At 37.1% G+C, this 15,198-nt stretch carries 8 protein-coding genes; all 8 read right to left on the bottom strand.

Going from position 1 to position 15,198, the window contains the following annotated elements:
- Positions 1-98: 98 nt before the first annotated feature.
- Positions 99-1,700, bottom strand: coding sequence for an ABC transporter substrate-binding protein (locus QHG57_RS05765; RefSeq protein WP_330168892.1), 1,602 nt, complete (start codon positions 1,698-1,700; stop codon positions 99-101).
- 374 nt (positions 1,701-2,074) lie between these two features.
- A complete protein-coding gene (locus QHG57_RS05760) occupies positions 2,075-3,700 on the bottom strand; it encodes an ABC transporter substrate-binding protein (protein WP_330167504.1) in 1,626 nt (541 codons plus the stop codon).
- A 1,509-nt stretch (positions 3,701-5,209) separates the two neighbouring features.
- A complete protein-coding gene (locus QHG57_RS05755; RefSeq protein ID WP_330167503.1) occupies positions 5,210-5,800 on the bottom strand; it encodes a DNA-3-methyladenine glycosylase I in 591 nt (196 codons plus the stop codon).
- Between the two features lie 12 nt (positions 5,801-5,812).
- Complete coding sequence (xseA, locus tag QHG57_RS05750) at positions 5,813-7,243, bottom strand: exodeoxyribonuclease VII large subunit (protein ID WP_330168891.1); 1,431 nt, start codon at positions 7,241-7,243, stop codon at positions 5,813-5,815.
- A 400-nt stretch (positions 7,244-7,643) separates the two neighbouring features.
- Positions 7,644-9,275 carry an ABC transporter substrate-binding protein gene (locus QHG57_RS05745; protein ID WP_330167501.1) on the bottom strand — a complete coding sequence of 544 codons (1,632 nt, stop codon included), beginning with the start codon at positions 9,273-9,275 and terminating at the stop codon, positions 7,644-7,646.
- Positions 9,276-10,180: 905 nt separating this feature from the next.
- Complete coding sequence (locus QHG57_RS05740; RefSeq protein ID WP_330168890.1) at positions 10,181-11,812, bottom strand: ABC transporter substrate-binding protein; 1,632 nt, start codon at positions 11,810-11,812, stop codon at positions 10,181-10,183.
- 358 nt (positions 11,813-12,170) lie between these two features.
- Positions 12,171-12,359 carry an exodeoxyribonuclease VII large subunit gene (locus tag QHG57_RS09785; protein WP_273723779.1) on the bottom strand — a complete coding sequence of 63 codons (189 nt, stop codon included), beginning with the start codon at positions 12,357-12,359 and terminating at the stop codon, positions 12,171-12,173.
- 364 nt (positions 12,360-12,723) lie between these two features.
- On the bottom strand, positions 12,724-14,349 hold the full coding sequence (locus tag QHG57_RS05730; RefSeq protein WP_330168889.1) for an ABC transporter substrate-binding protein: 1,626 nt from the start codon (positions 14,347-14,349) through the stop codon (positions 12,724-12,726).
- Positions 14,350-15,198: the final 849 nt, after the last annotated feature.

Below are 15,198 nucleotides of genomic sequence, written 5' to 3'. Positions count from 1 at the left end.
CCTCTGTAGCGACAAAACATAAAGCAAATACCTTTTTTTATATAACGAAACAACCTCTTATTAAGCATGTTCTACAGTCCTTCTCTATAACATGCTTTTTATTTTTCTGCTTCATTGTAATAAAGTCTATAACTGTTCCAAATCCATTTTTTGACATCAGGTCCCATACCAACGGTATAATATGTCTGAAACAAATAAACCATAGGACCATGCTCTAGTACATAATGCTGTAAAGTACGATATTGCATGATACGCTTATTGGGGTCTTGCTCAAACAAAGCACCCATCACCATGTTATTAATATTTTCATCATAATATCCAGCGCGCCAAGCCAAATACATATTGTGCTTTTTTGTAAATGTTGGATCAGGATTAAACACGTGATTTAATGAAGCAGGATGTCCATCAGGATCAGCGCTCCCCCATCCCATAATAGCAGTATCATAATTTCCACCACGTACACGGCTCAACAATTGATTTTGTGCCATTTTTTCAATTGTCAGTTCAATACCAATTTTACGTGCATTGGCTTGAATAGACTGTGCAACAGACGACATATAACTAAGGCTTCCAACTAAAAGATTAGCTTTAAAACCGTTCGGATAACCAGCCTCAGTAATCAACTGTTTTGCTTTTTTCAAATCCAACTTAAAAGGCTGGCCTTCTTTTTCATCCAAAGCACCCGGAACACCCAAGGACATATAAGTTGCCCGCGGAATAGCAATCCCCTTCAAAACAGTTGTTCCAAGACCTTCATAATCAACCAAATAACGAAGTGCCAATCTGACCTTTTCGTTTGCAAAAATTGCATTCTTATTATTTAATGATAGATAAATAATCTGAGGGCGCAAAACACGACTAATTTTGACTGGGCCTCCCTTTTTTTCAAGATCTAAAATATCCTCTGAAGAAAGATCACGCGCTATATCCACATCACCTTTTTCCAAAAGAAGTCTTTGACTTGATGAATCTGCTACGTGCTGCACAACAATATGCTTAATTTTAGGCACATCGCCCCAATAATGCTGTGTAGCCTTTAATACAACTTTATCTCCTGGAGACCAGCTCACCAATTTATAAGGTCCAACACAAGCCGAATGTGTCGCTAAATATTTATTCCCCATATCACCGTTAATACTCTGCGCTTCAATTGTTTTCCGATCAAGCAAAGCAGAAGCATAAGATTGTCCAATAACAGTCAATATGAGTTGAATAGGATAGGGTTTATCTAATTTCAATTGTAAAGTCTTATCATCAAGAGCCTGAATATTTGTTTTAACATTGTTTTTGGTAAACCCATAATCCATTAAAGATTGGGCATAACTCAATCCTAATTTAATAATCCGCCGCATCGACCATACCAAATCTTGCGCCGTTGCTGTTCTTCCATCATCAAACTTTAAATCATCACGAAGATGAAAAACTATTCGTTTGCCATTATCTAAAACATCCCAAGATTTTGCCATAGCAGGACGAATTTTTGTAGGGTCATGCTCATCATATTGCACTAACGCGCTACACATATTCGTCAATAACTCACTCGTCACAACCTCAACAGTTTGCGCTGGATCAAAACTAATAATTGAATCAATATTCCATGCCATCACCAATATATCTTTAGATGAAGCACTAAATGCTGATACTATAGCCCCATTTAAAAAACCTATTGTGCTGAATAAAATACAAATTCTTTTTAACATTCTTTTTTCTCTATTTTTTTCCTATTATATTCTTATGCTTTTTCACACACAGTAGTTGTGATTTTGCTCTTTCATCTTTTAAACAGCATGGTATCAAACACAACTTCATTGAGCCAAACTAAGCATCTGTAAAATAATTCTCTCATACGTCAATCTATATTCAGGATGCAGAGAATCTGTAAATAAACAAAGATACTCTCCAAGACAACTTCCCATATTCATCCCTCCTTAATAAACGGCCTCCATCATATACAGAACAAACATCTCTCACAGTTTCATCCTTTTAAAACTGAAGGACTTTTATGTGAAAGAATATTTTTATCATACAATTATGATCAAGCTATTTTGACCTTTGACAATACGAAAAGACACCTTTATTTTTCAATTTTACTATAAAAAATACGTGGCGCACTATTCCAAACCCACTTTTTGACATCCGGTGTCATCGCTATAACGCTATATTGCTGGTAAATAAACGCATAAGGTCCTTTTTGCATAAGTTCACGTTGTAAATCAGCATATATTTGCGCCCGTTTTTGCGGATCTTTTTGAAACAATGCATCTTCAACTTTTTGATTCATCTTGGCATCAAAATACCCATGCTTCCAACTAGGATAGGCAGTGTTTCTAGCCTCAAACCGATTATCTGGATTATAAACAAGACGTGAAGCCATTGTATGAGGATCCGCAGAATCATTATTCCAGCCGACAAAAGCCGTATCAAAAGCCCGAGCATTCACTTTTGAAAACAACTGTGTACCTGCCACACGTTCAATTTTAAGATGCACCCCTGCCTGCGCAGCACTATCTTGGAGTGACTGAGCAAGTAACAAAGTATAAGGCGTATTTGACACGAGAAAATTTGCCTCAAATCCGTTCGGATAACCGGCCTCTGCTAAAAGCTGCTTGGCTTTTTGAATATCAAGCTTAAAGGGTTGTCCTTCTTTTTCATCCAAAGCCCCAAAATTGCCAAGAGGAATAAAACTTGCCCGTGGTATACCAATCCCTTTGAGAAGTTTCTTGCCAAGACCTTCATAATCTATGAGATAACGCATCGCCAAGCGTACTTTTTCATTGGCAAAAATGGGATTCGTCGTATTAAATCCCCAGTACATCATGGTTGGCACCAACACTTTTTCAACTTTAACATCTGTTGTTTTTTGCAGATCTGCAAGATCTTCAGGTGTCAAATTACGAGCAACATCAATATCATGTTTTTGCAATAACAAGCGCTGTGTTCCGGGCTCCGCAACATGGCGAATTACAATCTGCTTTAGTTTAGGTGCTTGTCCCCAATAGTGAGAGCTTGCACGCAATAAAATCGCTTCTCCAGGGCTCCAACGTTTTAACTGATAAGGACCAACACAAGCAGCATGAGTTTTCAAATACTGATTTCCCAAATCACCATTTTTTTCGTGTTTCATAATTGTCTTACGATCAAGCAAAGCTGTTGCACGACTCGCAACAATATTATTAAGAATGAGCTCTGCTGGATAAGGTTTATCAAATTTCATCACCACTGTTTTTTCATCAAGAGCTTGCAAAGCATCATCAACATTTTGTTCTGTAATTCCATATTCATTAAAAATTGCCGCATTACCCATCTTCAATTTGACAACCCGCTTCATACCCCAAACAAGATCATTGGCATTGGCTGGCTTGCCATTATTAAACTTCAAACCATCACGCAAATGAAAAGTAATCACCGTACTGTGATCATCACCTGAAACATCCCAATGCGTTGCTAAAGCTGGAACCATTTTGGCAGGATCATCTGTCGCAGTACTGACCAAATTATCACAGACGTTTCCAATAATTTCACTTCCATAAACATCAGTGAGCTGCGCAGGATCAAACGTACTGATTGCATCCAGATTCCAAGCCATCACAAGAGTATCAGCCGGTGTTTTTGCTGAAACCTGTTGTACAACTACCCCTAGTGCAATAAGAGCAGCAACAAGAGAGCTGCTACTTTTCAATATTTTTCTTTTTAAGCTCATAGACTTTTCCTTTTATTTATTTTTTATTAATTAATGGCACTAAAATAACATGGCAAATTTATATTATACACATTGAATAAATACATTCTAATCGCCTATACAGAGTCATTTACTTTATAAATTCATTGACCTACGTCTCAATCAAACTATAGCGAACATGCAATATATGTTTTGCTAACCAGTATCACATTCTTTTCATATCCTTCCTTTGCATACGATAATGCAATATATTAGCCCCCATTAATCATCAAAATGATAAGCCTTGCAGCCCCCAAAAAAATGGTAAGTTTAAAAAAATCATTACGCAAAGATTTACGGATTCACTATTCTATTCCTTTAGGCAGTATTTAAAATAAAATATGCAAACATTAAAAATCGTCATTCCCCTCAAATACTCAATTTCAAGATGCAACGCATCTTTACTACATGATCAAAACAGCATTAAAATAGCAATAAAGACATAAGGAAATATCTTTTCTAAAACTCTACCCCCTCTCCACAAAAGTCTGCTTAATCTTTTGAAAACTAAGTGTCAAAAGTTTTACGTTTTTACCAACAAAACCAAACGCATTAACAAAGATAAAATTCATTAGACACTTCCCCCCAAAGACATAACGAACATAAATCCTTCTAAACTTTAGTGCACAACATTACTTTACCACTATAAAAATAGAACGGAAAGCAACATACTGCAATACCACTCTTGTTTCCAACAGAAACATACAGAGATTCACCGAAGCAATGTAGTGGATACAAGCCTGTCTGAGCTTAATCATCTTCCCAAAACTGAAGCTCACACGCAGCAAAATTCCTCTCTAATAGAAGAAAGTTATCAGATAATAAAACCTAATACAAGCAGCTTAAATCATTTAAATTCAATTTTTCGTCGCTACATTTTATTTTATATTGCCTAGGTAAGCACTGGGCAATCGACCAATACACAAATAAATCAACCATTATACAACCAAAATAAAATATAACAATGCAACAACAGCACCCCATCTAAAAACCACTTTGCATTCGTCAATAAACATGAATAAAATATTCATTACTTATTATAATGGTCATATCATTAATGGAAATAAAAACACCTCTTCTGAACCATTTCAAATACCAAGGATTGTCGTACAACATTGAAAACTGGCAAAGTGTGTGATGGTGCTGATTTGCTCTCTCATAAGCGTAAAGATGGAGTGCACAATGGATTTACTGTTATACCATTCACGATCTGCGTCGCAAAATAGACTTGGATATATTAAATGTTTCTTTAAAATATACAAAACATCACTATTATCTAACTTCAGATACATAACTGTTAAGATATCACTTCTTTTTGCGTCTGTCTTTTCATCCTAAAAATTATACCTTTATCGTTTTTATTGCCAACAACAGTAGAAAATCATTAATATTGTATAGTTTGTATGCCCTAATTACCTTATACAGTGGTGTTGCATAATCTGTACATTTATTAGATAATCCAATTATTATCCTTATGACAGAAAATTTAATTTATCGACAAAAGCATCCTTCAAGATGATCATTAACAATCCCTACGGACTGCATAAAAGCATAACAAATCGTAGGCCCAATAAATGTCCAGCCACGTTTTTTCAAGTCTTGAGAAAGACGAAGAGAAGCAGGGGTTGTAGGATTGGCCGACAGTGTTTGATAGTCTATCTTTTCATAACGCTCTGATTGTGGTGGCTGAAAAGACCAAAAATAGTGGGACAAGCTCCCCCAGTCTGTTACAATTTCCTGTGCTCTAAGTGCATTATTAAGCACTGATTGAATTTTTCCTTGATGGCGAACAATGTCTTTATTCTGCATTAACATTTGCACCTTCAGCTCATCATAAAGAGCAATCTTTTCAAAGTCAAAGTGATCAAATGCAATGCTAAAAAAAGAGCGTTTTTTTAAAATTGTAAACCAAGAAAGCCCCGCTTGGAATCCCTCAAGACAAATTTTCTCAAACAAAGGAATATCCTCAAAAACAGGTTTTCCCCATTCGTTATCATGATAAGCACAATAAAGTGGATCCGTTCCAGCCCATGCGCAACGAACTTTTCCATCCACTCCCTTAAGAAGACCTTCCGCAAGCATGGCATTAACCTATTAAAAGAGAGTTCCTTGATCATTACTTGGTGACTTTATCTGCTTTTGTTTTGAACGTTTAGAAAAAACAGGTTCTTGTGTTGCAACACTGATATCCCCATCAAAAAAGCGTAAATCTATTTGCCCTGTTTCAGGAAACTGAGCCAACCGTTTAATGGGCTTATGATCTTTCCCCAAAGCCAAAACAAAACCACGCTCTAAAATATTTTGATAAGAAGTGCTTTTTAAAAGTCTAAATGCAAGCTCCATTTTGGCACGTTGTTTTTCCACACTACGCACAAAAGCACGATGAAGACGCGCCGTATATTCTTTTGTATTACGTTGTGCTTTTTCACTATTTAACAAACGTAATGAAAGGCGTAAACGAAGAGTATGAAAAGAAAAACGTTTTTTATCGTAGCTTACACAAAGAGCACGCTGTAATCGATTTGAAATTTCATCAAAACCACGCCGTGGTAGAGCAAAAAGTTGGTCGACAGTGGGAAGACCACGTCTGGCTGCACGCAACTTTTGTTGATGAAAATCAAAAGAACGTACAAGTCCCTTGCGCAAACGTGCCCCAAGAGACGCAACACACACTTCAAGATCAAGCTTAACGGGAACAGCCTTTTCTGCAGCTCCTGTAGGAGTGGGAGCACGCCAGTCAGCGACATAATCAATCAAAGTCCAGTCCGTTTCATGCCCAACAGCAGAAATAACGGGAAGAGTAGAGGCATAAACAGCACGAACAACAGCTTCGTCATTAAACCCCCACAAATCTTCTAAACTTCCCCCTCCCCGTGCAACAATAATAAGATCAGGTTTTGGAATAAGTCCTCTTGGAGCAAGAGCATTAAAACCTTCAACAGCAACAGCGACTTCTCTCCCACTTGTTTCCCCCTGAACACGTACAGGCCAAACCAAAATATGTAACGGAAAACGATCGGATATACGATGAATAATATCACGAATAACAGCACCTGTTGGTGATGTTACAACGCCTATAACTCGAGGCATATAAGGCAAAGGTTTTTTCTTTGCTTCATCAAATAAGCCTTCTTCTACAAATTTTTTCTTACGATTTTCAAGAAGTGTCATCAAAGCACCAACCCCCGTTGGTTCAAGAGCCTCAATGACAATTTGATATTTCGATGACCCCGGATAAGTTGTAAGTTTACCAACAGCAACCACTTCCATTCCTTCTTCAGGAGGAAATTTGAGCTTTTCCATCACTCCACGCCAAATAACAGCTTCCAACCGTGCCTTATCATCTTTTAAAGCAAAATAAGCATGTCCCGAAGCATGAGTACCACGGTAACCTGATATCTCCCCACGCACCCGTACATAACCAAACTTTTCTTCAACAACACGCTTTAGAGCTCCTGCTATCTCGGAAACAGTAAATTCTGCTACATTTGTTACACCTGTTTTTTCACTAAACAAACTTACCATTTTTCAATTCTTTACGCCCATTTCTATGAATCTTTTTGAAACAACACATCTTTAAACTTTTTATTTATAGCTTCATCAAAATACCCATAACACCGGCTAGAACAGCTTATACTTTGAATTTCAAACCGATTATCCGAGTTATAAAAAAGCTTAGAGCCATTGTATGGAGATTTCGGGAGTCATTATTCCATCCGAAGATTCTATCAATAGAAGCTAAAATATTCAATCTTAACATCCACACAAACACATCTTTCATAAGAATTCCTGAAATAAAATTCTTTACACAACATAGTAATCCATTCCCGATAAAATTCAACGTATTGCAAAGTCTTAAAGAGCTTTGCAATACATCAAATATATCATGATCATGTTTTTTATATTTTATAAACCTGATACCCTTTTATTTTTCAATTGCACTATAAAAAATACGTGGTGCACTATTCCAAACCCATTTTTTGACATCAGGTGTCATCGCTACAGTATGATACGTCTGATAAATAAAAGCATAAGGTCCTTTCTGCATAAATTCACGTTGCAAATCAGCATACATTTGCACCCGTTTTTGAGGATCTTTTTCAAACAACGCATCTTGAACCTTTTGATTCATACTTTTATCCAAATACCCATGGCACCAACTCGCATAGGCTGTATTTTTAGCCTCAAGCCGATTATCAGGATTGTAAATAAGGCGTGAAGCCATTGTATGAGGATCGGCAGAATCATTATTCCATCCGAAAAAAATTGTATCAAAGCTACGTGAAAATAGTTTTGAAAGTAACTGCGTACCTACAAAACGTTCAATTTTAAAACGTACTCCAACCTTTTTTGCATTGTCTTGAAGGGACTGAGCAATAGGCAAAGCAAAAGGATAAGGAGATGCCCCTGCAAAAATATTGGCCTCAAAACCATCTGGGTAACCGGCTTCCGTTAAAAGCTGCTTTGCTTTTTGGAGATCAAGTTTAAAAGGTTGTCCTTCTTTTTCATTCAAAGCCCCAAGATTACCAAGAGGAATAAAACTTGCACGTAAAACACCAACATCTTTGAGAAGGGTCTTACTGAGACCTTCATAGTCAATAAGATAGCGCATCGCTAAACGCACTTTTTCATTGGCAAAAATAGGGTTCGTCGTATTGAACCCCCATATGATCACGGATGGCTCTAACACTTTTTCAACCTTAATATCCGTTGTTGCTTGGAGATCTGCCAAATCCTCTGGCATCAAATTACGCGCCACATCAATATCGTGTTTTTGCAACAGTAAACGTTGTGTTCCAGGCTCTGCGACATGGCGAATTAAAATTTTCTTTAATTTAGGCGCCTCCCCCCAATAATTGGAGCTTGCACGCAACAAAATCCCTTCTCCAGAACGCCAACTCTCTAACTGATAAGGACCAACACAAGCAGAATGACTAGCCAAATACCGGTTTCCCATATCGCCATCTTGTTCGTTTTTCATAAGTGTCTCACGATCCAGCAAGGCAAGTGTACGACTAGTGGCAAAATGGCTAAGAATAAGCTCTGCAGGATAAGGCTTATCAAATTTCATCACCACCGTTTTGTCGTCCGGCGCTTGAAAAGCCTCATCAACGTTTTGTTCTGTAATTCCATATTCATTAAATGTCGCCGCAGCAGCCATCTTCATTTTCACAACCCGCTTCATGCTCCAAATCAAATCATTGGCATTTGTAGGACGACCGTCGTTGAACTTCAAACCATCACGCAAATGAAAAGTAATCACCGTACTCTGGTCATCACTTAAAACATCCCAACTCTTCGCCAAAGAGGGAACAAGTTTAGCTGCATCATCTGTAGCAGAAACGACTAAATTATCACAAACATTGACAAGAACTTCATTACCATAACGGTCATTGATTTGTGCTGGATCAAATGTACTTATTGAATCAAGATTCCAAGCCATTACAAGCGTATCGGCAGGTGTTTTCGCTGAAACTTGTTGCACAAAAATCCCCAATGCAAAAACAGCAGAAACAAAAGAACTGCTCTTTTTCAATATTTTTTCTTTCAAGTTCATAGACTTTTCCTTTTAAAATTTATTGTATAAGTTCTCCATGCAACAATAACGTGCAAGAAATAATAAGGTTAGACTTAGAAAACATACCTCCTCAAAATAAAATAAAAAACTAAACAGCAACAAGCACCTACCAAGCACTCAGTCTCTCTAAGCAGGTATAGATGAAACCAAAATATGCAACAGAAAACGATCTGATATAAAACGAAAATATTAAGCATAACAGCACCTGTTGGAGATATCACAGTGCTTACAATTTGGGACATATCAGGAAAAATTTTCTTTTGCTTTATCAAACAGACCTTTTTCTTCAAATTTCTTTTTTTGATTTTCTAAAAAGTGTCGCGAAATCACCACCTCCGATTGCTTCAAGAGCCTCAATAAAAATTTAATATTTTGATGATTTTGGATAAATTGTAATTTGCTGAAATTGATCATTTACCCTCCTTCTCAAGAGAAAATTTGGATTTTTTCATCACTCTCCATAAAATAATACTCTCCAATTGCAGAGTATCATCTTTCAAAACAAAAGGAAACATAACATAGGCACCATAAAAAACTGATATTCCTCGTTACCTTCATACCAAAACTCTTCTTCAACATTGAAAATGTCTTTGCTCCTTTAACAATGCTAAATGCCACAACATTTGTTGTACTAATTTTTTCAGCAAATGAATTGACCACTTTTCAATTCATGGAAGTTGAAATATTAAGTCTTAAACATCCAAGCAAACACATCTTTAATGAGAATGAAAGATCCCTTTTGAAATAGAAATCTTGAAAAGACACTCAGCAACACACCTCCTATTATTCACAATCCTTGATGTATTGCAAAGTATTAAAGAACTTTGCAATACATCAAATATATCATGATCATGTTTTTTATATTTTATAAACTTGATACCCTTTTATTTTTCAATTGCACTATAAAAAATACGTGGTGCACTATTCCAAACCCATTTTTTGACATCAGGTGTCATCGCTACAGAAACATATGTCTGATAAATAAAAGCATAGGGTCCTTTCTGCATAAATTCACGTTGCAAATCAGCATACATTTGCACCCGTTTTTGAGGATCTTTTTCAAACAACGCATCTTGAACCTTTTGATTCATACTTTTATCCAAATACCCATGGCACCAACTCGCATAGCCTGTATTTTTAGCCTCAAGCCGATTATCAGGATTGTAAATAAGACGTGAAGCCATTGTATGGGGGTCCGCAGAGCCATTATTCCATCCGAAAAAAATTGTATCAAAACCACGCGCATAAAATTTTGAAAACAACTGCGTACCTACAAAACGTTCAATTTTAAAACGTACTCCAACCTTTTTTGCATTGTCTTGAAGGGACTGAGCAATAGGCAAAGCAAAAGGATAAGGAGATGCCCCTGCAAAAATATTGGCTTCAAAACCATCTGGATAACCTGCCTCTGTTAAAAGCTGCTTTGCTTTTTGAAGATCAAGTTTAAAAGGTTGTCCTTCTTTTTCATCCAAAGCCCCAAGATTACCAAGAGGAATAAAACTTGCACGAGGAATACCAACATCTTTGAGAAGAGTCTTACTGAGCCCTTCATAATCAATAAGATAGCGCATCGCTAAACGCACTTTTTCATTGGCAAAAATAGGATTCGTCGTATTAAACCCCCATATGATCATGGAAGGCGCCAACACTTTTTCAACCTTAATATCCGTTGTTGCTTGGAGATCTGCCAAATCCTCTGGCATCAGATTACGTGCAACATCGATATCGTGTTTTTCCAACAATAAACGTTGCGTCCCAGGCTCCGCAACATGGCGAATTAAAATCTTCTTCAATTTAGGCGCCTCCCCCCAATAATTGGAGCTTGCACGCAACAAAATCCCTTCTCCAGGGCGCCAACTCTCTAACTGATAAGGACCAACACAAGCAGAATGACTTGCCAAATACCGATTTCCCATATCACCATCTTGTTCGTTTTTCATAAGTGTCTCACGATCCAGCAAGGCAGCAGTGCGATTAGTGGAAATATTACTAAGAATGAGCTCTGCAGGATAAGGCTTATCAAATTTCATCACCACCGTTTTGTCGTCCGGTGCTTGAAAAGCCTCATCAACGTTTTGTTCTGTAATCCCATATTCATTAAATGTTGCCGCATTGGACAATTTCAATTTCACAACCCGCTTCATACCCCAAACAAGATCATTGGCATGAGCAGAACGACCATCATTAAACTTTAAACCATCGCGCAAATGAAAAGTAATCACCGTACTCTGGTCATCACTTAAAACATCCCAACTCTTCGCTAATGAGGGAACCATTTTAGCCGCATCATCTGTAGCAGAAACGACTAAATTATCACAAATATTGTTAACCACTTCAATTCCATAACGGTCATTGAGTTGTGCAGGGTCAAATGTACTTATTGGATCGAGATTCCAAGCCATCACAAGCGTATTGGTAGGTGTTTTTGCTGAAACTTGTTGCACAAACATCCCTATTGCAAAAACAGCGGAAACAAAAGAACTGCTCTTTTTCAATATTTTTCTTTTCACGTTCATAGACTTTTCCTTTTAAAATTTATTGTATAAATTCCCCATGCAGCAAAACGTGCTTAATAATTAAGTTTAGACGAACTATAGGCTCCTAAAAACCAAGCGTTAAAATCTTCAAGAACAAGCACCTCTTGCCAATGACTCCTCCTGCCTACACTTATAAGCCAAACCAAAACATACAAAGGAAAATACTCTGATATAAATGAACGCTCCCCAACAACAGAGCTTATTCACGATATCATAATGCCTACTATGGAAGACTATAAAACCGATATTTTTTCTCTATCTTGTTAAGCGAGCTGTCTCTTATTTCTCCCGGCGTTTTGTATACCATCAAAGCACTAGCCCTTTCGGCTCAAGTTCCTTAATAACAAAGAGCTTTCATAATAATTTGACGATTTGATAAAACAGGAAAATTCGTTAGTTTGCCAAGTGCGACGACTTTCATTCCTTCTTCAAAAGGAAATTTGATTTTTTCATCACTCCCTGTAAAATAACACCCTCTAATTGGCATATCATTATCTTTCAAAGCAAAAGAAAATATAAACACCATAAAAAACTGATATTCCTTGTGTATCTCCTCATAACAAAACTTTCTTTCAACACCGCAGAATCTTTTCACCTTTAGCACTACTATATTCCGCGACATTTGTTATACTTAGTTTTTGATGTTACACTTAATTTTTAAACAAATAAATTGACCACTTTTCAATTCAGAGAAATTGAAATATTCAAACTTAACATCCCCGCCTAATGAGAATGAAAAATCTCCTTAAACGAATGTCTTGAAAAGACATTCAACAATATATCCGCATTACCTGTGATCTTCGACGTATTGCAAAGCTTGAAAATTTATACAATACGCCGAATATATCATAACAATGTCCTTTATTTACTGAACAGCATTGAAGACACACTTATTTTTCAATTTTACTATAAAAAATATGCGGTGCACTATTCCAAACCCACTTTTTGATATCCGGTGTCATCGCGACAACGCCATATTTCTGATAGATAAACGCATAAGGTCCTTTTTGCATAAGGTCACGTTGTAAATCAGCATATATTTGCGACCGTTTTTGCGGATCTTTTTGAAACAATGCCTCTTCAACTTTTTGATTCATCTTGGCATCAAAATACCCATGCTGCCAACTAGGATAAGCTGTATTTTTTGCCTCAAACCGATTATCTGGATTATAAACAAGACGTGAAGCCATTGTATGAGGATCCGCAGAATCATTATTCCAGCCGACAAAAGCCGTATCAAAAGCTCGGGCATAAAGTTTGGAAAACAACTGTGTACCTGCCAATCGCTCAATTTTAAGACGCACACCCGCTTGCGCAGCACTATCTTGGAGTGACTGAGCAAGTAGTAAAGTATAAGGAGTATTTGATACGAGAAAATTTGCCTCAAATCCGTTCGGATAACCGGACTCTGCTAAAAGCTGCTTGGCTTTTTGAATATCAAGCTTAAAGGGTTGCCCTTCTTTTTCATCCAAAGCCCCAAGATTGCCAAGAGGAATAAAACTTGCCCGTGGTATACCAATCCCTTTGAGAAGTTTCTTGCCAAGACCTTCATAATCTATGAGATAACGCATCGCCAAGCGTACTTTTTCCTTAGCAAAAATGGGGTTCGTCGTATTAAATCCCCAGTACATCATGGTTGGCACCAACACTTTTTCAACTTTAACATCTGTTGTTTTTTGCAGATCTGCAAGATCTTCAGGTGTCAAATTACGAGCAACATCAATATCATGTTTTTGCAATAACAAGCGTTGTGTTCCGGGCTCCGCAACATGGCGAATTACAATCTGCTTCAGTTTAGGTGCTAGTCCCCAATAGTGAGAGCTTGCACGCAATAAAATCGCTTCTCCAGGGCGCCAACTTTTTAACTGATAAGGACCAACACAAGCAGCATGAGTTTTCAAATACTGATTTCCCAAATCACCATTTTTTTCATGTTTCATAATCGTCTTACGATCAAGCAAAGCTGTTGCAGGGCTTGCAACAATATTATTCAGAATGAGCTCTGCTGGATAAGGCTTATCAAATTTCAACACCACTGTTTTCTCATCAAGAGCTTGCAAAGCATCATCAACATTTTGTTCTGTAATTCCATATTCATTAAAAATTGCCGCATTACCCATCTTTAATTTGACAACCCGCTTCATACCCCAAACAAGATCATTGGCATTGGCTGGCTTGCCATTATTAAACTTCAAACCATCACGCAAATGAAAAGTAATCACCGTACTGTGATCATCACCTGAAACATCCCAATGCGTTGCTAAAGCTGGAACCATTTTGGCAGGATCATCTGTCGCAGTACTGACCAAATTATCACAGACATTGCGAACAATTTCACTTCCATAAACATCAGTGAGCTGCGCAGGATCAAACGTACTGATTGCATCCAGATTCCAAGCCATCACAAGGGTATCAGCCGGTGTTTTTGCTGAAACCTGTTGTACAACTCCCCCTAGTGCAATAAGAGCAGAAACAAGAGATCCGCTACTTTTCAGTATTTTTCTTTTTAAGTTCATAGACTTTTCCTTTTAAAGTTTATTGTATAAATTCCCCACGCAACAAAAATGCGCAAAATAATAAAATTAGACAAACCATAGGCTCTGAGAGATAAAGTATTAAAACTTTCAAACAACACCACTTACCAACCACTTCTCCTGCCCATAGTTATAAAACCAACTCCCAATATGCAGCAAAAAACAATCTAATATATGGTGAATGACATAATCCATCGCAAATCTATTGATAATATTACAATGTCTACCATTGAAAGCTATAAAACAAAGATTTTTTCTCTCATGTCGGACAAGCTTGCCTCTTCTTTACTCTAGGTTTTTATGCCGTCAAAGGACTATCCTCTGTTAGCTCAAAAACCTTAATAACAAAGAGCTCTCATAATAATTTGATATTTCAACAAAACAGAAAAATTTGCCCATCGGCCAACATCAAACACCTCTACTCCTTCTGCAAAAGGAATTTTGAATTTTTCCATAATTCCCCACTAAATAATGGCTTCTCATTATATATTATTTCCAAATAAAGAAGCACTGGCACCATAAACCTCTGACATTTCCTCACGTGCCCGTACATAACAAAACTTTTTTCAATATCGTATTTTAAATACCTTTGCTCCTTTAACAACACTCAATTTATTGCTTGCATTTTTTCAGAAAAAAGATCTTTTCAATGCACTAAGGTTGAAATACCTAAATATGATACCTATTTAAGCATAGCCTTATCAGAATGAATAGTTTTTTTAAGTAAACTGTCTTGAAATATTATTTCTATACACAACAACAATAAGTCGGTTGCAGAATCTTCAACGAACAAAAACTCTCACCCTGACGCGAAATATCAAAACGTTATAA

The organism is Bartonella grahamii subsp. shimonis, from assembly GCF_036327415.1.
Lineage (GTDB): Bacteria > Pseudomonadota > Alphaproteobacteria > Rhizobiales > Rhizobiaceae > Bartonella > Bartonella shimonis.
Note: the sequence above shows the minus strand (reverse complement) of the source record. Positions and strands in the feature narration are given on the sequence as shown.